Here is a 21,872-nt window from a genome sequence, read left to right on the forward strand (position 1 = left end):
GATAGTTGGCCGGATTGTCTACTTCCGTGCACCGACCAGAGCGAAGGCAGCGCCTTGCGGGTCGATTGCGTTGAGTTGAAACTCGCCGCCGGGAATCTCCGTCGGTTCCAGCGTGATCTGGCCGCCATTGGCCTTGATGGTTTTGACCGCCTCATCAATGTCGGCGACGCGGAAATAATAGGTCCACGCGGAAACCGGCATGACATCGGGCTTGTCCATTATCGCGCCGATCATGAAATCATGGCGGAGAAAATGATATGTGCCCATCGGCCCCATATCCATCTCTCCGTCCTTCTCCCAGCCGAAAAGGTCATGATAGAAGTTGAGTGCGGCCGCCGTGTCGCTGGTGGCAAGTTCGTTCCAGGCGCAATGACCGACCATTGGTTCGGTCGCTGCAAAGGCGAGGCTGGCGGCGTCCGGCTTGTCGGCGGGCGGAACTGCCTTCATCACATAGAATGGAGCGCCTTGCGGATCGGCGACCAGCGCGAACCGTCCGACATCAGCAACGTCCTGCGCTGGCATATGGACGGTCCCGCCCGCCGATGATATTGCCTCCGCCATCCGGTCGACATCCTCGACCGTGATATAGCCGAGCCAGCCGGGCTGGGCGCCATTGGCAGTCATTTCCGGCGTCAGCGGCAACAGGCCACCAACCCCGTTGCCATTCATCGAAATCTCTCGATAATCCTTATCGGCCTGACCGCTATCGGCAAAATCCCATCCGAGCAGCGGCCCGTAAAAATCCTGCGCGCCGTCGGCGTCGCTGGTCAGCAATTCATACCAGATGAAATCACCATGTTTGTTGGACATATTTCTTGCTCCTTATTGTCCCAATGTGACGACGGGCTGAAAGCCGCCAAAAATCATCCGTTTCCCATCAAAGGGCATCGGATTTTTAACCGGATCCATACGTGGATCGGCGTTGTCCGGATCTTCCATCATCGCCTCGAGTTTCGCCATGCCGGCATCCCGTGTCGATTTGTCCGGCCATTCGATCCATGAGAATGCGATACTCTCATCTTCGGTTGCTTTTACCGCCTTGCGGAAATCGGTGCTGCTGCCATCGGGCACGTCATCGCCCCAGCATTCCACCACTTTTGTGGCGCCCATTTCGATGAACATGCTGTCCGCATTATTGGCATGGTCGATAAATTTTTGTTTGTTGGCGGTGGGAACCGCGATCACAAATCCGTCAATATAACTCATTATTCTTCTCCTTTGGTGATCGGTCAGGCCATCTGTGGCTCGTATTCGGCAAAGGGTTCTGTCTGTGCCTTCAAAGCGCGCTGGAATGCCGGGCGTTGCTCGCCGCGTTGCTGATAGGCGGCAAGCGTGGGGAAGCCCGCGACGATGTCCGTGTGCCTCAGGTTCCGGAGCACCGTCACCATCATGATATCTGCGATGGTGAAACGGCCGATCAGCCAGTTCTTGTCGCCAAGCGCATCGGAGACGCTTTGCAGGCGCGCCTGAGCAAGTTCGACCGCTGCGGGTCGCGCTGCCGTGGCCCAATCCTTGTCGGCATGAAATCTATCATAGCTGACAATCGTGGACAACGTCGGCTCGACGCTGTTGAGCGCCGCGATCAGCCATGCCGTCGCTTCCCAACGGTCCTGAAGCTTGCCTGGCAGCAGCCGTTCGTCCTGTTCGCCGAGATAGAGCAGGATCGCTCCACTTTCGAACATCCGGACATTGCCGTCGTCAAAGGCCGGCACCTGACCAAAGGGTTGCCATTCGCGATATTCGGCATCGCGCGGCTGCGTCGCGTCGAACAGGCTGGTGTCATAGGGCCGTTCAATTTCCTCCAGCGCCCAGCGGATCCGGATATCGCGGACCATGCCCTGGGCAAAATCGGGCACCCACTGGAAGGCGGAAATTCTGATGTCCGGATCGGAATTGATATGCATTTTTTCTCTCCCTTCAATGTTGCGGATTCTTGCCGTCACCGTTTGATCTGGCCTTGAAAACCGCCAACTGGGCGTCAAAGGCACGCCGGAAGGCGGGCCGCGCTTCGGCACGGGCGACATAGGCAGAGATGCGGGGATATTCCTCCAGAATTCCCGATCCGGTCAGTCTGCGGAGTACCTGCACCATCAGCAGGTCGCCCGCGCTGAACCCCCCGTCGAGCCAGTCGGCATCGCCAAGGCGGTTGGACAACTCTGCCAGGCGGTTTCGGATTCGTTCTTCGACGCGAGACAAACGATCCTCGAACCAGATCTCGTCGCCTTCCAGATATGTAGCAATTTCGCGATCGACAATCGGCGGTTCGATCGTGCTGAGCGCGGCAAACATCCATGTGATAGCGCGGGCGCGGGCGTTCGTATCTTCCGGTAGCAAACCTGTACGGGATTCAGCGATATGGAACACGATAGAACCGGATTCGAACAGGGCGAGACCCTCTTCTTGATAGGTCGGAATCTGCCCGAAGGGCTGCAGTTCGCGATGCGCTGCTTCTTTCATTGCGGCGAATGAAACAAGCCGCACATCATATCGCTGGCCGACTTCTTCGAGGGCCCAGCGAACCGGCATGTCGCGCGCCAGTCCGCGGCCTTCGTCGGGCGAGCTTTCAAAGGCAGTGATGGTGGGAATCATCGGAATATCCCGGGCGATTGCACGACCGGATCGTGGGCTGTGTCAGGATGGCGGGGCATTATTGGTTTCCTACTTCTGACACAGGCTGGCCAGCTGGTCTGCGCATGCTCCCCAGCCTTCCTCGAAACCCATTTCCTTGTGCTGTGCCTGTGCCTCCTTGGTCCAGTGGCGCGCAGTGGCGGTGTAGCGGGTGCCGCCATTCTCCGCTTCGATCTCCCATATCCCGATCATGAACGGACCAGCCGGTTCGAGGTCGCCGACAATTGCGTCGGTAAAGGCAAAGCGCCGACCCTCGTCCCACGCCAATACCAGACCGGGATGGGGATGAACCTCGCCGTCGGGGCCATACATGGTGCAGTTCGAAGCCCCGCCAGCGTGGCGCTCAAGCGTCTCGAACTCCGCCCGCCAGGGTTTCGGGCACCACCATTGCTCGATATGGTTGGTCATAATATCCCAGACCTTGTCCGGTGGAGCCGCAATATGGCGGGTTATCGATAGTTCGTGATGGCTCTCTTGTGTCGCGGTCATATCCTGTCTCCCTGCTTAGTCACGCTCCGGCGCACCGCCGGGGAAAAAATGTCGATAGGGCCGAGCCTCGTCCACCGCTCGCCTGACCGATGGCCGTGCGAGCAGGCGCGACCGATAGGCCTTGAGCCGTTCCAGTCCGTCCGGGATCGGATGCACCCAGTCGGCATAGAAAAGCGATGGTGCGGCGGCACAATCGGCCAAGGTGAAGGCATCCCCGACCGCCCATTGATCGCCCAGATGCGCGTCGAGCCAGGCATAGCTTTTGTCGAGAATCGCACAGCCTTTGTCGGTTTCTGCCGGATCGGCGCGACCGAGCCGTACTTCGACCACACGCTGCATCGCGTTCATCACATAATTGTCGAACATCCGGTCGAACATCCGTGTTTCGACACCTGCCATCCCGTCCGGGATCAGCGTCGGCTCGGGATGGATGAGTTCGAGATATTCGATAACGGCCGTCGCTTCGAAGATGGTTCGCTCGCCGTCCGCCAGCAGCGGAAACTTGCCGGTTGGCGAACGCCGGGCAAATTCCGCACCATTGCTTTGATGGTCATCGTCGAGTTGCCGGAATGCAAACGGGATGTCCTTCTCCCACAAGGAGATCAACGCTTTCCATGTGTAAGAGGAGAAGGGATGACCAAAAAGTTCGATCACGAGACTTCACCCCGCACAGCCACCTCAATCGTCGCTATGTCGATTTTCTGCATCGGCATCATCGCCTCGAACGCGCGTTTTGCCACATCGCCGCCTTGCGCCATCGCTTGGGTCAGAGCGCGCGGGGTGATCTGCCAGTTGATCCCCCATTTATCCTTGCACCAGCCGCACTGGCTTTCAGCGCCGCCATTATCGACAATAGCGTTCCAGTAACGGTCGGTCTCCTCTTGCGTGTCGGTATGGACCTGGAAGGAGAAAGCCTCGGTTTGTGGAAAGGCTGGGCCGCCGTTCAGGCCGAGGCAGGAAACACCCAATACGGTAAATTCAACCGTCAATTCATCGCCTTGCTTGCCACCGGGAAAATCACTGGGAGCGCGATGGACGGCATCGACCCGGCTGTCTGGAAAAGTCTTTGCATAAAATTCTGCTGCTTCTCTGGCAGCGTAATCGTACCAGATACACATTGAAATCCTGTCGGTCATATTTCCTGTCCTCCTCGCCCAGCTTGCTCAGTTGAAAATCGTCTCGATATATCGGCGCAAATGACGAACGCTTTCGCGCGCTTTTTCGGGGTCACCGGACGCCTTTGCGATGACAAACGCACCCTGCAGGACAGCTTGAACATGCCACGCCAGGCTTTCGGCGGTGACGCCATCCTTTATACCGTGCCTGTCGATTGCCGCCTGAACATCCACCGCCAGCGCCTCGCAATAGGCAGAAATGCTCGCTCCGCTAGCGTCACGCAGTGCCTCGCTACTCGCAAATGTCTCCTGTGCCATCGTGCCGACAAAACAGGTGAAACCTTCTGCAGGGCCTTCGATCATGGTCATACGCATATCGATGTGACCAAGCAGTCTTTCGAGTGGGTCATCCAGCTTGGTGTATGGCGAGAGTTCAAATAGCGGGGCGGCACGCGTGGTCCACTGGGCTGCCGCTGCGACACCAAGATCCTCCTTGGATGGAAAATGGTGAAAAAACGCGCCCTTGGTCACTCCGGCAGCCGCGCAAATCTGGTCGACCGATGTCGCGGCATAGCCCTGACGGCGGACAAGTTCATGTGCGGCATCAATCAGCTTGGTTTTCGCTGTTGTGCGTTCTGGGGCAGGGGATCGACTCGCGTTCATCATCAAAACATACCAACCAGTTGGTATGTGTCAATCCGGTAATCTGGCCTTATAGCGTTTGGCAGCCCATTCCCTTGTGGATTGGGCATAAAAAAACGGCGTGGGATCAACCACGCCGTTTCTCAGTTTTCTGGGTTTCAAGGCCCGGCTTGGGTAAGCTATTTCGTTTCGCTGTCGGCCTTTTTCTTGGCTGGAGCTTTCTTTTTCTTTGCCTTGGGAGCGGCTGCTGTGACTTCGAACGTCAAGCCATTGTCCTTCAGATGCACCTTGACCTCGCCGCCGTTCTTGAGCTTGCCGAACAGCAATTCCTCGGCCAGCGGCTGCTTGATCTTCTCCTGGATCAGGCGACCCATCGGACGGGCACCGTAAAGCTTGTCATAGCCGCGCTCGGTGAGCCATGCCTGGGCATCGTCATCCAGCGTGATATGGACATTCTGGTCGGCCAGCTGCAGCTCGAGTTCGAGAATGAACTTCTCGACGACCCGCGACACCACTTCGGTCGGCAGATAGGCGAAGGGAACAATCGCATCCAGACGGTTGCGGAATTCGGGGGTGAACATTTTCTTCACCGCCTCGTCGCCCGCATCTTCCTTGGACATATTGCCGAAGCCGATGCCTTCCTTGGCCATGTCGGACGCGCCGGCATTGGTCGTCATGATCAGCACGACATTGCGGAAATCGACCGTCTTGCCATGATGGTCGGTCAGCTTGCCGTTATCCATCACCTGCAGCAATATGTTGAACAGGTCGGGATGGGCTTTCTCGATTTCGTCGAGCAGAAGCACGCAATGCGGGTTCTGATCAATCGCATCGGTCAGCAGACCGCCCTGGTCATAGCCGACATAGCCCGGAGGCGCGCCGATCAGGCGCGAAACGCTGTGGCGTTCCATATATTCGGACATGTCGAAACGCTTGAGCGGAATGCCCATGATCGATGCCAGCTGCTTGGCGACTTCGGTCTTGCCGACGCCGGTCGGGCCGCTGAACAGATAATTGCCAATCGGCTTGTCGGGATCGCGCAGTCCGGCACGGGACAGTTTGATCGCGCTCGACAATTTGTTGATGGCTTCATCCTGACCAAAGACAACCCGCTTGAGGTTTCTTTCCAGATGTTCGAGTGTCTGCTTGTCATCCTTGGATACCGATTTCGGCGGGATGCGCGCCATGGTCGCGATCACGGCTTCGATATCCTTGGTCGTGATCATTTTCTTGCGGCGCGATGGCGGCAACAGCATCTGCATGGCACCAACTTCGTCGATCACGTCGATCGCCTTGTCCGGCAGCTTCCGGTCGTTGATATAGCGGGTGGACAGTTCCACCGCCGATTTCAGCGCATCGGGTGCATAGCGAACCTTGTGATGCTCTTCGAAAGCACCGCGCAGGCCTGCGAGAATCTTGATCGTATCCTCGACCGAGGGCTCGTTGATATCGATTTTCTGGAAGCGCCGCAGCAGTGCGCGGTCCTTCTCGAAATGATTGCGGAATTCCTTGTAGGTGGTCGAACCGATGCAGCGGATGACGCCACCTGACAGAGCCGGTTTCAGCAGGTTGGAAGCATCCATTGCGCCGCCGCTGGTGGCGCCGGCACCGATCACCGTGTGAATCTCGTCGATGAACAGGATCGCATCGGGCATTTTTTCCAGTTCGGAGACAACCTGCTTGAGCCGTTCCTCGAAATCGCCGCGATAGCGGGTTCCGGCCAGCAGCGCGCCCATATCAAGCGAGTAGATCACCGCCGGTTTCAGGACGTCGGGGACATTTTCTTCGACAATACGCAGCGCCAGTCCTTCGGCAATGGCGGTTTTGCCAACCCCGGGTTCGCCGACATAAAGCGGATTATTCTTTGACCGCCGGCACAGAATCTGGACAGTCCGGTCAACTTCCGCCTGCCGTCCGATCAACGGATCAATACGGCCTTCTGCCGCTTTCGCGTTCAGATTGACAGTGAACTGGTCGAGCGCGGTCTCCTTCTTGTTCTTTTCTTTCTTTTCCTCGTCACCCTCCTGGCCCGACAATTCTGCCGGTTCAATCGTCTGACCGCCCTTGCCGACACCGTGGCTGATATAGCTGACCGCATCAAGTCGACTCATATCTTGCTGCTGGAGGAAGTAGACCGCATAGCTTTCCCGTTCGGAAAACAGTGCGACCAGTACATTGGCACCGGTGACTTCGTCTTTGCCAGAGGATTGAACGTGCAGGATCGCCCGCTGGACAACCCGCTGGAATCCGGAAGTGGGGGAGGGATCCATGGCCTTTTCGACCTTCAGCGAATCCAATTCGCTGTCGAGATAGAGAATGACCGCATCTTCCAGCTCACTCAGGTCGACGCCACAGGCGTTCATCACTTGAGAAGCGTCGCCATCGTCGATCAACGCGAGAAGTAGATGCTCGAGTGTCGCATATTCATGGCTGCGGTCAGAAGCATTTTTCAACGCCTGATGCAGGGTTTTCTCAAGCGATTCCGCGAATGATGGCATATATTTTACTCCAATATTGGGACGGCATCACCGCCCCAGTTGCCGAACCTGGTGCTGTACCATCGGGTTTCGGGCTTTAACTAATTGCTTATACTCTAGATCGTGAGCCATGTCCTAAACGTCAAGAGCAGTGGGCAATGGATCTGCAGTCAATTAGCCAAAGTTGCCAATTTTTCGTCTCTCTTCTCCTATACGGTCCAATATGGATCGGCTGAACCCAATTATTGTTAAACAAGGTTAACAAATGCTTTAGCGAAAGCCAGCGCTAATCACTTTTTAAACAAATTCTCCGCGCTCGCCCGATGCGTTACGGCGAAGTTTTTCTTCGCTTCACAACGGTTTATTTCAGATTTCAGCATGGAAATTCGTTGATCCAGCTCGTCCACGGATAATGGATCAAGATCTTGTTTGACTAACAAGGCCACGGGATCATTGGCATTGCGCGGTAAATTTTCGTCATCATCCATGAATCGACATTCCTCCTGCAGGGTAATGTTGACCGCCCGCGCTTTGGTGTCAATAAGGGGCAGGAATGAGGGGAGCGTTCGCTCCCGGGGGAATAATCAATGTCTGTATCTGAACTGTTGCAAAAAGAGATGACCGCTGTCGTGATCAGCGAGCCGGGTGGACCGGAAGTTTTGAAACCGGAAACCGTCGCGGTTCCGCAAGCCGGCGAAGGGGAAGTGTTGATCCGGGTCGCTGCAGCCGGGGTGAATCGACCGGACGTGGTCCAGCGCATGGGCCTTTATCCCGCACCGCCCGGAGCGTCACCTCTGCCCGGTCTGGAAGTGTCCGGCACCGTCGTGGCGCTGGGCGTCGGCGTCGAACCGGAATGGATCGGACGCAAGGTTTGTGCGCTGACCAATGGTGGTGGCTATGCCGAATTTTGTGTCGCGCCCGCGGCGCAATGTTTGCCGGTTCCGGAATGCCTGACGATGGCCGAAGCGGCTGCTTTGCCTGAAACGCTATTTACGGTTTGGGGCAATCTGTTCAACCGCGGCTTTGCCCGTGAAGACGAAACCGTACTGGTCCACGGCGGCACCAGCGGCATCGGCACGATGGCGATCAAGCTCGGCAAGCTCTTTGGCCTGGACGTTGTCGTGACCTGTGGCAGCGATCAGAAATGCACCGCTGCCAAGCAGATTGGCGCCGATCATGCGATCAATTACAAGACCCAGGACTTTGTCGAGGAGATCAACAAGATCACCGATGGAAAAGGGGTTGAAATCGTGCTCGATATGGTTGCTGGAGACTATGTTGCACGCAATTTGAAATGTTTGAAAGAAGACGGCCGTCACGTCACTATCGCCGTTCAGGGCGGGGTTCAGGCAACGATCAATATGGCCCATCTCATGATGAAACGATTGATGATGACCGGTTCCACTCTTCGGCCCCAGTCGGCGGAACGCAAGGCGCTGCTGGCCGACGAACTGCACCGCTATGTCTGGCCTGATGTAGAAGCGGGCAAGCTGAAACCGGTGATGGATGAGAGCTTCGCGCTCGCCGACGCGGCGAAAGCGCACGCCCATATGGAGGCGGGCAATCATATCGGCAAGATCGTGCTCAGCGTCGAATAGCCAGATGGTCGCCGAACCTGATTTTCACGGCGCAAAAGTAGCATTTTTCATCGACGATCATATTCTGGTCTATCGCCGGGACGATCGGCCGGATATCCCGTTCCCCAATAAGCTGGACCTGCCCGGTGGCGGTCGTGAAAACCGGGAAAGCGGCGCAGAATGTGTCGCACGCGAAACATTTGAAGAATTTGGCCTTCGGATTGCGGTCGCAGATTTTGAATATGTGCAAACCTATCCAAACTGGCGCGGATCGGGCGCGGCAGCCCTGTTCTACGTCTGTCGATTATCAGCGCATATTCTGGAGGAGATCGTCTTTGGCGATGAGGGGCAGGGCTGGCAAACCATGGCTATCGCTGAATTTCTGGCCAGCGATGAAGCTGTTCCCCATCTGCAAGCGCAGGTAGAAGCGTTCCTGAAATCCTAGATTTCCCGTCACCAAAACTTCATAAAAGGAGAATCCGGCTGTAACAATCGCGGGGTAAAGCCGCGCCTATGGGTAGTTTTCCATAGGAGCTTTCAATGGCCAGACAATTTCCCCCGGTAAACAAAGCCGATATCCCGCTGCTCGACGCCGACCGCTATGAAGCGCGGCTCAAGCACAAGCCACGGGTCCATGCTCGCGACCGGACCCGATACCGAACTATCTGGATATCCGATATCCATCTGGGTACACGGGGCTGCAACGCCGATCTGCTGATCGATTTCCTCGACCATGTCGATAGCGATACCCTGTATCTTGTCGGTGATATTATCGATGGCTGGCGAATGAAAAAGCGTTTTTTCTGGCCGGACGGACATAATGATATCATCTGGCGGATATTGAAACGGGCGCGTCGCAATACGCGTATCGTCTATATTCCTGGCAATCATGACGAAATGTTCCGCCAGTTTACCGGCCTGAACTTTGGTGGTGTGGAAATCCGGCGCTCGGCGATCCACGAAACCGCTGACGGTCGCCGTTTGCTGGTCCTCCACGGTGATGAATTTGATACCGTCATGCTCGCCCATCGCTGGCTCGCCTTTGTCGGTGATGCTGCCTATGTGACGTTGATGCGCGTCAACTGGCTGGTGAACAAGCTGCGCAACCGGCTCGGCCTTCCTTACTGGTCACTATCCAAAATGGCCAAGAACAAGGTCAAAAATGCAGTAGAGTTTATCGGACGTTATGAAGAGTTAGTGGCCAAGGCAGCCGAAAGCCGGGGTGTCGACGGCGTTGTTTGCGGGCATATTCACACTGCTGAGCATCGTGAGATCAAGGGCATCGAATATTATAACGACGGTGACTGGGTCGAGGGATGTACCGCTTTGGTGGAATGTGACGACGGCACGATGGAAATTCTCCACTGGGCCGAGGAGATTGCCGCCCGCAATGCGAGACAGGATCAGCCGGCTCGGCTGGTCGCGGTCGAAACCCACGATGGACAGACTGATATCGGGCGGGCCGCATGAAAATTGCGCTGGTGACGGATGCCTGGCATCCGCAGGTCAATGGCGTGGTGCGCACGCTGGACACGGTCGTTGGCCTATTGCGTGACAAGGGACATGAAATATTGGTAATCTCGCCAGAACAATATCGCTCCATCCCCGCGCCAGGCTATTCAGAAATTCGGCTCGCTTTAACCCGCGCGCGCACCATTGGCCGGCAAATCGAACAATTCGGACCTGATGCGGTGCACCTGGCGACCGAAGGACCGCTTGGTGTCCAGGCACGCCGTTGGTGCCGTAGAAATGGGCGCCCGTTTACAACCGCTTATCACACACAGTTTCCAGAATATCTCGCTAGGCGGACGAGATTGTCGCCGCGGGTTTTCTGGCCCTATATCCGCTGGTTTCACGGAAAATCGGAAACAATCATGGTCTCGACAGAAAGTATCCGCAATCAATTGTGCGGGGAGAAACTGACCCATGTCCATCACTGGAGCCGCGGTGTCGATCTGGAGAATTTCCGCGCGGATGCGCCTTCCCCGGCAATCTATCAGCAGATCGAGCGCCCGATACAAATTTATGTCGGGCGAGTGGCGATTGAAAAGAATATCGAGGCCTTTCTCGACAGCGATCAGCCGGGAACGAAAGTCGTGGTCGGGGATGGCCCCGCGCTGCCGGGACTGGAAGCGCGTTATCCCGATGTTCATTTCGCCGGAAGAAAGTCCGGCCGGGAATTGGCGGGCTATTATGCCGGTGCCGATGTGTTCGTATTTCCGAGCAGGACAGACACTTTTGGTCTGGTGATTATCGAAGCGCTGGCCTGCGGCACGCCGGTGGCGGCCTATCCGGTGACCGGACCGATCGACATCCTGACGGCGACCAGCGGCGTGATGGATGAGGACCTGAACGTGGCGATACGGCGCGCACTTGCGCTCCATCCTGGCGATTGCATCGCGCACAGCGAGAAATACAGCTGGGAGGCAAGTGCCAGCCAGTTTCTGGGCGGATTGGCGTCACAGCCCCTGCACCGGGACTGTCATATGTCGCGCCGGATGCTGGCCAAGGCGATTTTTGCGCGGGTTTAGCCAATTATCTTGCCGACTCCCTTCAAACATCCTACATAAGCTTCCAACAGGCCGTCTCCGCAAGGGGGCGGCCCTTTATTTTTATATTGCCGCTGGCGCTGAAATGCCAGCTATTGGAAGGAAGCCATCATGGCCGAACAAGCAACTCCTCTTATGCCGCATGCAACCGCCAGCTGGCTGGTTGACAACACGTCGCTCAGTTTTGAGCAGATCGCCGAATTCTGCGGTATCCACATTCTCGAAGTCAATGCGATGGCGGATGATCTCGCCAGCTCCAAATATACCGGGCGCGATCCGGTGCAGGCGCACGAACTGACTCATGAAGAAATCGAGAAAGCCGAGAAAGATCCGGATTACCGCATGGTTATCCAGAAAGGTCCCGAGCAGGTGCGACGTACCAAGGGACCTCGTTATACGCCGGTTTCCAAACGTCAGGACAAGCCCGATGGCATCGCCTGGTTGCTTCGCAATCACCCGGAAATTTCCGATGCCCAGGTTGGCAAGCTGATCGGCACCACCCGGACGACGATCAACGCCATCCGCGAACGCGAGCACTGGAACATTGCCAATATCGCGCCCAAAGATCCCGTGACCCTGGGCCTGTGCTCGCAGCGCGAGCTGGACGCCGTTGTCGCCAAGGCTGCGAAAAAGGCCGGTATCGAGCCTGAAGCGCTGGATGACAGCAAACTGGGTGGCGACAAGGAAGCGCTGATTGCCGAACTGCACGAAGAACGGGCACAGGCTGTGCGCGATGCGGCAGCGGCATTGTCAGGTGAATCGGACGAAGAAGACAAGGCACCGGTCGAGCATACCGCTGAGACGCTTTTCAAGGATAGTTGAGAGATCTAATCTTCATCATCGACTGATTTGCAGTCTTGCTTGCTGATCGCAAATGTACGTTCGACGGTTTCAGGCGGGCCATTTTCTCGCGCAGTTTCGGCAATAATCTTGAATCTTCGAGTGCCATTTCTGAATACTGCAAAATCGACTGGATTTCGTGACGCATATTTGTCGGTGATGAGATACCGATAAAGCCTTACGCTCATTAACTTGGGATGGGGATTGCTGTTGTGAATTCGACCGACCATTCTGGGGGCGAACGACCAACTGTTCATCCCTGATCTCCTCAATTTTCCATGAAATTTTCCTGCGATTCTGTTGAATTCTTCCCGTGCATTGACATGCTCTTCGATAGACTTGTGCCGAAGATGGAGGTTGATGAATTCACTTGGGGATATTCCAATGTCATAGGAGTTTTTGTAATAATATTTGAGACTTCGTCCCTCGTCGTCGAGCCATTTGCTATTTCGCATCAGGCTCAGAAAATCGGTCTCTCTATTGGAATCGTATATTATCGAGACGAAAGAGAACCACTCGGTTCCCGCTTCCTCCGGCAGCCTATGATTAAGAACGAACCGGTATTTGTCTTGCTTGGGAATAATATAACATTCATGTTTGTCTTCGAAAAATGTGTAATCGCGAAATACGTTGCCCTGCTTCACGGTCTTTGCGCCATCGATCAGGGCCAGGGCACCGAATTCCTCGTTGACGAAGAAAAATGGCTTGTTCATTTTCTCGCCTCGACTTTGGGCTGAAAGAGAAGCTGACTGGCACCCCGCAATAACGGCAAGGAAAAGCGCTGCAGTCTTGACCGTGATCAATTGGAAAGTTCTGTAGGGATTTGACATGGTTTAGGCCCTCCTGCCGGAGGATTTGATTGCGGCTGCGATGAATGGCACCAGCAGGCCCAAAATCAGCATTATTCCAGTCACAATATTGGGATATGCACCGAAAAAGTCGATCCGGTTATAGGCTATCATTAAGGCCCAGGCTGGGAATATCACAACAGATACAAGCAACGCACTGGGCCAGCCTTGGTCCCGGACAAAAAAACGCGTGTAAAATATTGAGAATATCACGAGTATGACGAAAAAAACCAGGAAGATGATATTTTCATCGTCGCTGTTCCTGAAATTGGCGTTTAATGCCAAAAATACTCCCGTGACTTCTGCGGGTACCAGCGCTCGCATCTGATCACCAATATTACCGAGTGTGGATAAGCTAGAATCCAAAGAGGCGTCTGTGTTTATATTGTTCCCTGCTTCTGCCATCGATTTTTCCCATTGTTTGAAAATCGTTGTAAGAACTACGCAGTCACTAACTGACCAACCCTACCATATATTCTTGCGAATTTGAAGTTTGCGTCTCAGACCCCAAACCTCTGGACATCAGCTTCCGGAACTCTCTTAATTGATCAATTAAATGCAGTTGCATCATTGGCGAGGTGGGGTCTATGATCAATTTATGCACGCACCGATAAAACCTCCTGATTACGAACCGCTGCTTGCCGATCACGGTTTTGACCCGATTGAATCGGATGGTCTGACCTATCCGCTGGGCGAGTTTGAGCCAAAATTCGGTGAATATTTTGAACTGATGCCCGGAATCGGCTGGACCCGTACGCCGGTGCCCGGTCCACTCGGTCATATCAACAACTGGGTGCTGGCGGACCGTCATGCCGACGGCAGCGCCGGATTCGCGATTGCCGATACCGGATTGTTCATGCCGCAGGTTATTGAGGCATGGAAACATCTGTTTGAAGAGGGTGCGCTGCAGGGGCAAGGCGCTACCAAGATCATCGTCACCCATTATCATCCCGATCATGTCGGTTGTGCCGGCTGGCTGGCCAAGCGTTTCAAGGCGCCGCTGCACATGAATCGGACCGAATGGTTGCTGACCCGCTTGCTGATTGCCGACAAGCGTGACGGCGTGCCGCAGGAGGCACTCGACGAATGGCGATTCTGCGGTTGGGATCAGAATCTGATCGATCAATTTGCTGAAAAGGGCTGGGGGCGCTTTGCCCGCGCCGTTGCTGAACTTCCGATCGGCCATATCCGGATGGAAGAGGGAACCAGACTGAAAACCGGCGATCACCAATGGCGGGTGATGATCGGCAACGGTCATACGCCCGAACATGCCTGTCTGATTGACGACAGCGCCAAGGTGATGATTTCCGGCGATCAGATTTTGCCGCGGATAACATCGAATATTTCCACCATGTTGAGCGAACCGACCAGTGATCCCCTGGGAGAATGGCTGGCGAGCATCGCACATTTCCGTGCCGCACTCGATAAGGACCTGCTGATATTGCCTGCCCATGGCCGTCCGTTTCTCGGCGCGCATCAGCGGCTCGACACACTGGCGCTCCGCCACAACGAGGCGCTTGACGATCTCGAGCAGGGCTTGCGCGAAAGCCCCAAGCGGGTGGTCGACAGCTTTCCCTATCTGTTCAAGCGCCCGATTACGCCGGACGTTATCGGCATGGCCAGCGGAGAGGCGATGGCGACGCTGAGGCATCTGGAATTCACCGGCCGAGCCGTACATGAAATGAAGGATGGCGTCGCCTGGTACAGCGCTATCTGATTTGGTCGATCCTCAGCCGGCTTTCATCGAACGGATCATGTGAACCGTTTTCCCGCCCCTAGGATGGCAGCGGACGATTTGCGGGAGAAGTCAGATGAAAACATTCAGCGCGGTTCTGGTGAGCATCGCATTTTGCACAAGTACAGCATTCGCACAGACAAACAGCGTGAATCTCAGTTCTGACTCTGCGGAAAAAATCATCGCCGGCTGCAAGCAACATTCGCAGAGAAAACAGCAGCGACAGGCGATCGCGGTCTATGACAAGGGAGGCAATCTGGTTGCCGCTTTGCGGATGGATGGCCTGGGTGCCGGGATCATGGCATTTTCCGAAGCCAAGGCAAAGGCAGTTGCCAATTGGGGGTTCTCGACCGCGCAAATGGAAGAGGCGATAAAAACGACGCCCGGTTTTGCCGATGCGCCCTATATCGTGACCGTCGCCGGCGGCGTTCCCATATTTGGTCCGGATGGACGCAATTTTATCGGCAGCGTCGGCGTATCGGGCGCCGCACCGGTCGATGATGCCGCTTGTGCGGTGGCAGGGATTGAAGCGGCTGGTCTTGTCGCAGAACCTGCCGGCAATTAACCGCGTTCAGACATCTACCGGCTTCACATCCGATGGCGGTTCGACTTCGCCGCTGGTGCAGTGCAGGGCATAGCCGCGCAGAAATATTCCCAGCGCAACCAGTGAAATGATTCCGGCCAGTCCGAATGGCGCGCCGGGCAGATAGTAGATGCTCCCCGCCACGGTGAAAGCCGCGAAAACGGCGGCGAATAGTGGCGGGCCGATGACCGAGGCCAGACTTTGCAGGCTGGCCACGGCGCCTTGCAGCTCGCCTTGCGTGTCATCGGATACCGCGTTGCTCATCAGGCCATTGATCGACGGCTGGAACAGTCCCTGAAGCGAGCCGACCGGAATGGCGAGGAAGATCAGCCATCCCTGATCGGGGCCAGCGACGACATAGAAGACCGAACTGATCGTCATCGACAGCGCGGCAATAATGACTGCGTTGCGCTCGCCGATGCGCGGGATCAGCACCCGGATCAACAGGCCCTGGACGATGGCGGCACCGATACCGACACAGGCGAGCGCCATGCCGACGGTCCATTCGCTCCAGCCAAAAGCCTCCATTGCGTAAAAGGCGAAAATGATCGGATAGACGACATGGGCTATCATCCAGACGGTCAGCGATGCGGCGTACCAGAAGACGATCTTGTTCTGTCCATGCAGGCCCTTGAGCGCGACGAAGGCATTGGCGCGAACGATATTGAACGGACGCCGCTTTTCCGGTGGCAGGCTTTCCCTGAGCATGAAAAATCCGAACAGCAGGTTGATCATCGCCAACAAGCTTGCCGCGAAAAAGGGCAGACGGGTTCCATATTCACCCAGAACACCGCCGATGGCAGGGCCAAAAATGAACCCCAGACCGAAAGCGGCGCCGATCAGCCCAAAATTCTGCGAACGTTTCTTGGCAGAAGAGACATCGGCGATATAGGCATAAGCGGTGCTGAAGCTGGCGCCCATGATCCCGGCGATGATCCGGGCCGCAAACAGCCACAACAGCGAGGATGAAAATCCCATCAGGGCATAGGCGATGGCATAGCCGCCAAGCGCTCCCAGCAAGACCGGCCGGCGTCCAAACCGGTCGGACAGATTGCCGACGATTGGGCCGAAAACAAACTGCATCGCAGCATAAGCGAAGGCCAGCCAGCCTGCGTAGACCGCCGCATGAGAGAGTGGTTCGCCGGTGATCGTCGTGATCAGCTTGGGCAATACCGGCATGATGATGCCAAAACCGAGCATGTCGATCAACACGACGAGAAAGACGAAAATCAGGGATGATTTTGCAGCGGGAGGGGTGGTCGACTCAGACATGGGCGTCTCCCCTACACTTTGGAGACCGGGAAGGGGAGCCAAATATCCACGGAATTTTCCGCGGAATTTTCATTGTCAGTTCAAGTGTGTTCACTTACATAAATGTCAATGACCGAAACATATCCCGACCAGACACCGATCTGGAAATCCCGCTATAATCATCCCACGCCATGGGATCAGTTTTACGCGCCCTTGTCGATGCCGGGCATGTTTTTCCGTTCCGCCGGACGGCGCGGGGATGCCAATCTGCTTGATTTCATGGGTCGCAAATATAGCTATGCGGAGGTCGCGTCGGGAGTGACCCGCGTGGCCAAGGGACTTCAGGACCTCGGCATAGGCAAGGGCGACCGGATCGGTCTGTTCCTTCCCAATGTTCCGCATTATGTCACCGCTTATTATGGCGCGATGGCAATCGGCGCGACGATCGTCAATTTCTCGCCGCTCTATACGGTGGAAGAACTCAGCCATCAGGTGGAGGATAGCGGCACCAGAATCCTGTTCACCCTTTCTGCCACAGCCGTTTTTCCCACGGCATATGAGGTGCTTGAGCAATCGAGCCTCGAGCGCCTGATCGTCGGCAGCATTGCCGGAGCGCTGCCACCCGGCAAGGCGCTGTTCTATTCCCTGTTTCGTCGCAAGGAGAACAGTCCGCAACCCGAAGATGACCGGATTACCGTCTTTTCGGATTTGACCAATAATGACGGCAATTACAAAGCGCCCAATATTCGCCCGGACAAGGATATCGCGTTGCTGCAATATACCGGGGGCACCACCGGCGTGCCCAAGGGCGCGATGTGCAGCCACCAGAACCTTACCGCCAATGCGCGGCAGATCAACAGCATCGACCCTTTTCTCGACGAGGCGGACCGGGTGATGGGCGTGCTGCCTTTCTTCCACGTTTTCGCCAATAGCGCGGTGCTTAACCGCACCGTCGAACGCGGTGGCGAGATCGTCATGCTGCCACGCTTCGATGCGAAACAGACCCTGAAAGCGATCACTCGCACAAAGATTACCGCGATGCCAGGCGTGCCGACCATGTATCAGGCGCTGCTCGACCATGGCGATATCGACAAGACCAATTTTTCGTCCCTGAAAGTCTGTGTTTCGGGCGGTGCGCCCTTGCCGATGGAACTGAAGAAAAAATTCGAGGCAACAACCGGGGCAAAACTGGTTGAGGGCTATGGTCTGACCGAAAGCTGCGGGGTGGTCAGTGCCAATCCCTATGCCGGGCTCAATAAACCGGGAACAATCGGTCAGCCGGTGCCGGGCACGATTGTGAAACTGGTCGACAAAACTGACCCGACCCAGCCCGCACCCGAGGGGGAACCGGGAGAATTGGTCTTCTCCGGGCCTCAGGTGATGCAGGGTTACTGGAACCTGCCCAAGGAAGATGAAAAGGTTTTTGTCGATGGCTTCCTGCGCACCGGCGACGTCGCGACTATCGACGAAGACGGCTATATCAAGATTGTCGACCGTCTGAAGGATATGATCGCGGTCGGCGGATTCAAGGTTTTTCCAAGTCAGGTCGAGGAAGTGCTCTACAAGCATGACGCGGTGAAGGAGGCGCTGGTGATCGGTGTACCCGATGCCTATCGCGGCGAAAGTCCCAAGGCCTTTATCTCGCTCAATCCGGGAACGACCGTAACCGGTGAAGAACTCAAGACTTGGCTCAATTCGCGGCTTGGCAAGCATGAGCGTGTGGTGGATGTCGTGGTGCGGGAAAGCCTGCCCAAAACGATGATCGGAAAGCTTGACCGTAAAGCGCTGCGCGCAGAGGAACTGGACTAGTTCCGATCCATCCGGTCGTTATTATCCCGATCTGAATCGTGCTTCCTTTGGCGGTGTGCGCTTGGTTGCCCGCGTTTTGGCGGTATAATTCTTGACGGCATAAAGTTGAGTATCTGCAGCTTCAAACAGGGTTTTTGCGGTCTCTCCGTCGATCGGCCATGTGGCAATGCCGATACTGGCCCGAATCCGAATGACATGATCGTCGACCACGCATGGCGGCACCAGAGCGGACAGCATGTGGTCGGCGCAAGCGGAACTCGAGATGGCCGAATCCGGGGATAACAAAATGGCAAATTCATCGCCGCCCATCCGCGCGACAATGCCGTTTTCGCCGCAGGCTTGCTGCAGGCGTCTGGCAACCTGGATCAGCAACTGGTCGCCGACGGAATGACCATATTGGTCATTGACCGGTTTGAACCCGTCGAGGTCTACCAGTGCAACCGTGAAGCCGCGCTGTTCGACCCCCGTCGCGATCTGGCGTTCGAGATGCTCGGACAATGCCCGTCGGTTGAAGAGATTGGTCAGCGGATCGGTATGCGCCAGTTCGCGCATCTCATGCCGCAGCATCAGCAGGTTGATGAACTGGTCGTTCTGCGAAGTGATCAGCCGGAAGAGAAAGGTCGTTACCATGATCAGGCTGCCCGCTGCCGACCATCCGACCGGATCGCCCGACAGCAGCAGGATGATGGTGATCGGGACGATTCCGATGATGATGTTGAGGATCGCCGCCAGCCGGATCGTGGCGAGCGTGTAGATGGTTGTCAGCGACCCCATGGCGAGGGTGAAGGGGTAGAATAGACGCAGTTCAGCCGGTGCTGTGACCCAGCTCAGCACGCACCAGACGCTGACCAGCACGCAGATGGCAGCCGAGAAAAAGGTGGATTCAGCGATGAATTTCCGTGCCAGATCCGGGCTGCCGGAGGCGTTGCGGTCCTGGATCAGCGAAATAAAGCCGATCAGGCAGCAGCTCGCCATGGCCAGCGGTATGCCATAGCGGATCCGCGGATCCGCACCGGCGCTGGAGGCGTAAAGCACGAACGGGATAGTCAGGAACATCGCCAGAAACAGCGCGCGCGACTGGCTTTGCAGACGCGTCGCGCTCAATATTGCAAATTCGTCCCGCACCGGTTCCGGAATCGGGGGGATGAGTCTTTCCAGGAATCGTCGAATGGCGGACTGCATGGAATGTAACTAGCGGTAAATGGTAAAAGCCGCGTTAAACCTGATGTCGCATCGCGAAAACCAGCTTTCATGAGGCCTGTAGCGGATTTGCCCGCGGCCAATTTACAGGAAATTAACCACGAATGTTTATTACAATCCTGTCTGAAACATACTTCAGGAGCCAATATGTCCTATGAAAACGCATCGTCGATTGTCCCGAAAACCACTATCGCCGAAGGGGACATAAAACGCGCCACGCGCCACCCAAGCCTGCCGCAGAATGACAGCCGGGAGCAGCGTGAGAAGCGCCGTGAACAGATCGCTGCGACTTCGGTGGAATATCAGTGGACGCGGGAGGTTGAGAGCCTGCCCGGCGTCCCGCTGGCCACCAAAGTTCCGGCGGATGATCAGCCATCGATAGAATGGTGGTTCAAGGTGCTCGAAGTGGGGCTGAAAATTCTTGAGAATATCGAAGCCGTCCAACTGCATCCGATATCTGCCGGTCTTGGCGAAGCGGCACAGAAAATTATCAGCGATGCGCTGGAAGACGGGCATGAAATCAGGTCCACGGTAGACGCGCTGCGGGAAAAACATCGGGGCGACTGTGCGGGTTCCAGTCTTGAAAGCCGTATTGAACAGGCAACGCAAGACACCGACATCGAAGCTCTGAAAGGGCAGGACGGCATATTGCGCGATATCATCACGGTAATCGTTGACGTACTGAAAGCGGAGGAATCGGCAGATACACGCTCGATCGAGGCCTATCGCGATCTCTATCAGGCGATAACGGCTCCGGGCATTGCTTACACATTTCAGGACGATGACCAATTCGCCCGGCTTCGGGTGGCTGGTCCCAATCCCATGTTGCTGCAGGGAATCGACCAAATTCCCGAAAATTTCCCGGTCTCGGCCGCGCAATATGCTGCGGTTATGGGCGGTGATAAATTGTCCGACGCTCTTTCTGAAGGCCGGATATATCTGTGTGATTACAAAGAACTGGATGTTCTTGTTGATGGAGTATGGCAAGGGCAGGCGAAATATATCTACCGGCCGATGGCGCTGTTTGCGGTGCCGCCCGGCGGCTCTTCGCTCAAACCGGTCGCGATCCAGTGCGGGCAGGACAGCAACCGTTATCCGGTGATGACCCCCTCGGTCTCGGCTTCGGAAAAATGGGGCTGGGAAATGGCGAAATTTGTCGTGCAGGTTGCGGACTGCAATTATCATGAGCTCTTCGTTCATCTCGGTAGCACCCATCTGGTCAGCGAAGCGATTGCCGTGGCGACCCGCCGGAATCTTGCCAATGTGCATCCGCTATGGGCCTTGCTCGTGCCGCATTTTGAGGGAACCCTGTTCATCAACAATCTGGCGACGACAACATTGATCAACGCTGGTGGGCCGATCGACGCCTTTTTTGGTGGTACGATTACGTCAAGTCAGCTCGCGGCGGTCAAGGCGCGGCTGTCGTTTGATTTTGCCAGGAAAATGACCCCGGTTGACTTTGCCGAACGCAAGGTTGCCGATCCCGCGAAATTGCCCGACTATCCCTATCGCGATGACGCCATGCTTGTCTGGGATGCGATCCATGATTGGACCAGACAATATATCGGCATCTATTACGCCGACGATGAAGCGGTCACCGGCGACACGGAACTGGCGCAATGGGCGACATCCATTGCCTCGGAAGGGCATATCATCGGTTTCAGGCCGATCACCTCCCGGGCCCAGTTGACCGACGTCTGCACGATGATCATCTTTACCGCCAGCGCCCAGCATGCTGCGGTAAATTTCCCGCAGCGCACGATCATGACCTTTGCGCCCGCGGTTACCGGGGCAGGGTGGGCCGCCGCACCCACTGAGCAGAAGGGACACGATAAAGGTGAGTGGCTGGACTATATGCCGCCGATGTCGCTGGCACTGGAGCAACTATCCTCATTATTCTTGCTGGGGTCGGTCTATTATCGCCCGCTCGGTGATTATCGCACCAACCGTTTTCCCTATGAAAACTGGTTCCAGGACCCGGCGATAACCGGTAGCGAAGGACCCCTTGCGCGCTTTCAGGCTGGATTGAGAGCGGTTGAGGACAGGATCATCGCGCGCAATCGGAAGCGGATGCACCCCTATCCCTATTTGCAGCCGAGCCAGATCCCAACCAGCACCAATATCTAGGG

Annotated in this window: 23 protein-coding genes; 9 read left to right on the forward strand and 14 right to left on the reverse strand. The window is 56.1% G+C overall.

All coding sequences use genetic code 11. The annotated features are described in order from the left end of the window. Positions 1 to 18: 18 nt before the first annotated feature. From ACN0VD_RS12990 to ACN0VD_RS13035, 10 genes are all read right to left on the reverse strand, one after another. Positions 19 to 810: a VOC family protein gene (locus ACN0VD_RS12990; RefSeq protein WP_417594916.1), complete on the reverse strand. Its 792-nt coding sequence runs from the start codon at positions 808 to 810 to the stop codon at positions 19 to 21. A 12-nt stretch (positions 811 to 822) separates the two neighbouring features. Next, a complete protein-coding gene (locus tag ACN0VD_RS12995; RefSeq protein ID WP_417594918.1) occupies positions 823 to 1,206 on the reverse strand; it encodes a DUF1428 domain-containing protein in 384 nt (127 codons plus the stop codon). A gap of 23 nt (positions 1,207 to 1,229) precedes the next feature. Further along, complete coding sequence (locus tag ACN0VD_RS13000) at positions 1,230 to 1,904, reverse strand: glutathione S-transferase family protein (RefSeq protein WP_417594920.1); 675 nt, start codon at positions 1,902 to 1,904, stop codon at positions 1,230 to 1,232. A 13-nt stretch (positions 1,905 to 1,917) separates the two neighbouring features. Next, the gene (locus ACN0VD_RS13005; RefSeq protein WP_417594922.1) at positions 1,918 to 2,589 is read right to left on the reverse strand and encodes a glutathione S-transferase family protein; all 672 of its coding nucleotides are present in this window, start codon (positions 2,587 to 2,589) and stop codon (positions 1,918 to 1,920) included. Between the two features lie 69 nt (positions 2,590 to 2,658). Continuing rightward, a complete protein-coding gene (locus ACN0VD_RS13010) occupies positions 2,659 to 3,117 on the reverse strand; it encodes an SRPBCC family protein (RefSeq protein ID WP_417594924.1) in 459 nt (152 codons plus the stop codon). A gap of 15 nt (positions 3,118 to 3,132) precedes the next feature. Then, positions 3,133 to 3,771: a glutathione S-transferase family protein gene (locus tag ACN0VD_RS13015; protein WP_417594926.1), complete on the reverse strand. Its 639-nt coding sequence runs from the start codon at positions 3,769 to 3,771 to the stop codon at positions 3,133 to 3,135. Further along, positions 3,768 to 4,253, reverse strand: coding sequence for a VOC family protein (locus ACN0VD_RS13020; protein ID WP_417594928.1), 486 nt, complete (start codon positions 4,251 to 4,253; stop codon positions 3,768 to 3,770). The genes ACN0VD_RS13015 and ACN0VD_RS13020 overlap by 4 nt, the downstream gene beginning before the upstream one ends. A gap of 27 nt (positions 4,254 to 4,280) precedes the next feature. Further along, positions 4,281 to 4,898, reverse strand: a complete 618-nt coding sequence (locus tag ACN0VD_RS13025; RefSeq protein WP_417594930.1) for a TetR/AcrR family transcriptional regulator — start codon at positions 4,896 to 4,898, stop codon at positions 4,281 to 4,283. A 155-nt stretch (positions 4,899 to 5,053) separates the two neighbouring features. Then, complete coding sequence (gene clpA, locus ACN0VD_RS13030; RefSeq protein WP_417594932.1) at positions 5,054 to 7,372, reverse strand: ATP-dependent Clp protease ATP-binding subunit ClpA; 2,319 nt, start codon at positions 7,370 to 7,372, stop codon at positions 5,054 to 5,056. A gap of 269 nt (positions 7,373 to 7,641) precedes the next feature. Next, positions 7,642 to 7,839, reverse strand: coding sequence for a DUF1192 domain-containing protein (locus ACN0VD_RS13035; protein ID WP_417594934.1), 198 nt, complete (start codon positions 7,837 to 7,839; stop codon positions 7,642 to 7,644). Positions 7,840 to 7,938: 99 nt separating this feature from the next. Between ACN0VD_RS13035 and ACN0VD_RS13040 the strand changes: the two genes are divergently transcribed. The 5 genes from ACN0VD_RS13040 to ACN0VD_RS13060 all read left to right on the forward strand — a co-directional run bounded on the left by ACN0VD_RS13040 (position 7,939) and on the right by ACN0VD_RS13060 (position 12,299). Then, the gene (locus tag ACN0VD_RS13040) at positions 7,939 to 8,949 is read left to right on the forward strand and encodes an NAD(P)H-quinone oxidoreductase (protein WP_417594936.1); all 1,011 of its coding nucleotides are present in this window, start codon (positions 7,939 to 7,941) and stop codon (positions 8,947 to 8,949) included. A gap of 4 nt (positions 8,950 to 8,953) precedes the next feature. Then, on the forward strand, positions 8,954 to 9,373 hold the full coding sequence (locus ACN0VD_RS13045) for an NUDIX hydrolase (protein WP_417594938.1): 420 nt from the start codon (positions 8,954 to 8,956) through the stop codon (positions 9,371 to 9,373). Between the two features lie 95 nt (positions 9,374 to 9,468). Beyond that, positions 9,469 to 10,398 carry a UDP-2,3-diacylglucosamine diphosphatase gene (locus ACN0VD_RS13050; protein WP_417594940.1) on the forward strand — a complete coding sequence of 310 codons (930 nt, stop codon included), beginning with the start codon at positions 9,469 to 9,471 and terminating at the stop codon, positions 10,396 to 10,398. Next, positions 10,395 to 11,459 carry a glycosyltransferase family 4 protein gene (locus ACN0VD_RS13055; RefSeq protein ID WP_417594942.1) on the forward strand — a complete coding sequence of 355 codons (1,065 nt, stop codon included), beginning with the start codon at positions 10,395 to 10,397 and terminating at the stop codon, positions 11,457 to 11,459. The genes ACN0VD_RS13050 and ACN0VD_RS13055 overlap by 4 nt, the downstream gene beginning before the upstream one ends. 153 nt (positions 11,460 to 11,612) lie before the next feature. Next, on the forward strand, positions 11,613 to 12,299 hold the full coding sequence (locus ACN0VD_RS13060; RefSeq protein WP_417595000.1) for a cell cycle transcriptional regulator TrcR: 687 nt from the start codon (positions 11,613 to 11,615) through the stop codon (positions 12,297 to 12,299). 5 nt (positions 12,300 to 12,304) lie between these two features. On the opposite strand, the gene ACN0VD_RS13065 is transcribed toward ACN0VD_RS13060, so the two are convergent. Both ACN0VD_RS13065 and ACN0VD_RS13070 read right to left on the reverse strand, forming a co-directional pair. Then, complete coding sequence (locus ACN0VD_RS13065) at positions 12,305 to 13,120, reverse strand: hypothetical protein (protein WP_417594944.1); 816 nt, start codon at positions 13,118 to 13,120, stop codon at positions 12,305 to 12,307. A gap of 30 nt (positions 13,121 to 13,150) precedes the next feature. Continuing rightward, positions 13,151 to 13,570 carry a hypothetical protein gene (locus ACN0VD_RS13070; RefSeq protein WP_417594946.1) on the reverse strand — a complete coding sequence of 140 codons (420 nt, stop codon included), beginning with the start codon at positions 13,568 to 13,570 and terminating at the stop codon, positions 13,151 to 13,153. Between the two features lie 193 nt (positions 13,571 to 13,763). On the opposite strand from ACN0VD_RS13070, the gene ACN0VD_RS13075 reads away from it, so the two are divergent. Then, positions 13,764 to 14,882: an MBL fold metallo-hydrolase gene (locus ACN0VD_RS13075; RefSeq protein WP_417594948.1), complete on the forward strand. Its 1,119-nt coding sequence runs from the start codon at positions 13,764 to 13,766 to the stop codon at positions 14,880 to 14,882. Between the two features lie 94 nt (positions 14,883 to 14,976). Continuing rightward, positions 14,977 to 15,465, forward strand: coding sequence for a GlcG/HbpS family heme-binding protein (locus tag ACN0VD_RS13080; protein ID WP_417594950.1), 489 nt, complete (start codon positions 14,977 to 14,979; stop codon positions 15,463 to 15,465). A 6-nt stretch (positions 15,466 to 15,471) separates the two neighbouring features. On the opposite strand, the gene ACN0VD_RS13085 is transcribed toward ACN0VD_RS13080, so the two are convergent. Next, entirely contained in the window at positions 15,472 to 16,755 is a 1,284-nt protein-coding gene (locus ACN0VD_RS13085; protein ID WP_417594952.1) for a TCR/Tet family MFS transporter, read from the reverse strand. Positions 16,756 to 16,863: 108 nt separating this feature from the next. Between ACN0VD_RS13085 and ACN0VD_RS13090 the strand changes: the two genes are divergently transcribed. Next, positions 16,864 to 18,543 (forward strand): long-chain-fatty-acid--CoA ligase, encoded by a 1,680-nt coding sequence (locus tag ACN0VD_RS13090; RefSeq protein ID WP_417594954.1) that lies wholly within the window; start codon positions 16,864 to 16,866, stop codon positions 18,541 to 18,543. Positions 18,544 to 18,564: 21 nt separating this feature from the next. On the opposite strand, the gene ACN0VD_RS13095 is transcribed toward ACN0VD_RS13090, so the two are convergent. Beyond that, on the reverse strand, positions 18,565 to 19,668 hold the full coding sequence (locus ACN0VD_RS13095; protein ID WP_417594956.1) for a diguanylate cyclase domain-containing protein: 1,104 nt from the start codon (positions 19,666 to 19,668) through the stop codon (positions 18,565 to 18,567). Positions 19,669 to 19,890: 222 nt separating this feature from the next. Here ACN0VD_RS13095 and ACN0VD_RS13100 point away from each other — a divergent pair, with 222 nt between their 5' ends. Further along, positions 19,891 to 21,870 (forward strand): lipoxygenase family protein, encoded by a 1,980-nt coding sequence (locus ACN0VD_RS13100; protein ID WP_417594958.1) that lies wholly within the window; start codon positions 19,891 to 19,893, stop codon positions 21,868 to 21,870. Positions 21,871 to 21,872 lie beyond the last annotated feature (2 nt).

This window comes from Parasphingorhabdus sp. (assembly GCF_048267785.1).
Classification (GTDB): Bacteria; Pseudomonadota; Alphaproteobacteria; order Sphingomonadales; family Sphingomonadaceae; genus Parasphingorhabdus.

What these genes read in the sequence shown, in the direction of transcription:
- clpA (WP_417594932.1), bottom strand. Translation starts at nt 7,372, where the DNA reads ATGCCATCATTCGCGGAATCGCTTGAGAAAACCCTGCATCAGGCGTTG.
- ACN0VD_RS13080 (WP_417594950.1), top strand. Translation starts at nt 14,977, where the DNA reads ATGAAAACATTCAGCGCGGTTCTGGTGAGCATCGCATTTTGCACAAGT.
- ACN0VD_RS13075 (WP_417594948.1), top strand. Translation starts at nt 13,764, where the DNA reads ATGCACGCACCGATAAAACCTCCTGATTACGAACCGCTGCTTGCCGAT.
- ACN0VD_RS13060 (WP_417595000.1), top strand. Translation starts at nt 11,613, where the DNA reads ATGCCGCATGCAACCGCCAGCTGGCTGGTTGACAACACGTCGCTCAGT.
- ACN0VD_RS13070 (WP_417594946.1), bottom strand. Translation starts at nt 13,570, where the DNA reads ATGGCAGAAGCAGGGAACAATATAAACACAGACGCCTCTTTGGATTCT.
- ACN0VD_RS12995 (WP_417594918.1), bottom strand. Translation starts at nt 1,206, where the DNA reads ATGAGTTATATTGACGGATTTGTGATCGCGGTTCCCACCGCCAACAAA.
- ACN0VD_RS13000 (WP_417594920.1), bottom strand. Translation starts at nt 1,904, where the DNA reads ATGCATATCAATTCCGATCCGGACATCAGAATTTCCGCCTTCCAGTGG.
- ACN0VD_RS13020 (WP_417594928.1), bottom strand. Translation starts at nt 4,253, where the DNA reads ATGACCGACAGGATTTCAATGTGTATCTGGTACGATTACGCTGCCAGA.
- ACN0VD_RS13050 (WP_417594940.1), top strand. Translation starts at nt 9,469, where the DNA reads ATGGCCAGACAATTTCCCCCGGTAAACAAAGCCGATATCCCGCTGCTC.
- ACN0VD_RS13055 (WP_417594942.1), top strand. Translation starts at nt 10,395, where the DNA reads ATGAAAATTGCGCTGGTGACGGATGCCTGGCATCCGCAGGTCAATGGC.
- ACN0VD_RS13040 (WP_417594936.1), top strand. Translation starts at nt 7,939, where the DNA reads ATGTCTGTATCTGAACTGTTGCAAAAAGAGATGACCGCTGTCGTGATC.
- ACN0VD_RS13005 (WP_417594922.1), bottom strand. Translation starts at nt 2,589, where the DNA reads ATGATTCCCACCATCACTGCCTTTGAAAGCTCGCCCGACGAAGGCCGC.
- ACN0VD_RS13025 (WP_417594930.1), bottom strand. Translation starts at nt 4,898, where the DNA reads ATGATGAACGCGAGTCGATCCCCTGCCCCAGAACGCACAACAGCGAAA.
- ACN0VD_RS12990 (WP_417594916.1), bottom strand. Translation starts at nt 810, where the DNA reads ATGTCCAACAAACATGGTGATTTCATCTGGTATGAATTGCTGACCAGC.
- ACN0VD_RS13045 (WP_417594938.1), top strand. Translation starts at nt 8,954, where the DNA reads ATGGTCGCCGAACCTGATTTTCACGGCGCAAAAGTAGCATTTTTCATC.
- ACN0VD_RS13035 (WP_417594934.1), bottom strand. Translation starts at nt 7,839, where the DNA reads ATGGATGATGACGAAAATTTACCGCGCAATGCCAATGATCCCGTGGCC.
- ACN0VD_RS13085 (WP_417594952.1), bottom strand. Translation starts at nt 16,755, where the DNA reads ATGTCTGAGTCGACCACCCCTCCCGCTGCAAAATCATCCCTGATTTTC.
- ACN0VD_RS13090 (WP_417594954.1), top strand. Translation starts at nt 16,864, where the DNA reads ATGACCGAAACATATCCCGACCAGACACCGATCTGGAAATCCCGCTAT.
- ACN0VD_RS13100 (WP_417594958.1), top strand. Translation starts at nt 19,891, where the DNA reads ATGTCCTATGAAAACGCATCGTCGATTGTCCCGAAAACCACTATCGCC.
- ACN0VD_RS13010 (WP_417594924.1), bottom strand. Translation starts at nt 3,117, where the DNA reads ATGACCGCGACACAAGAGAGCCATCACGAACTATCGATAACCCGCCAT.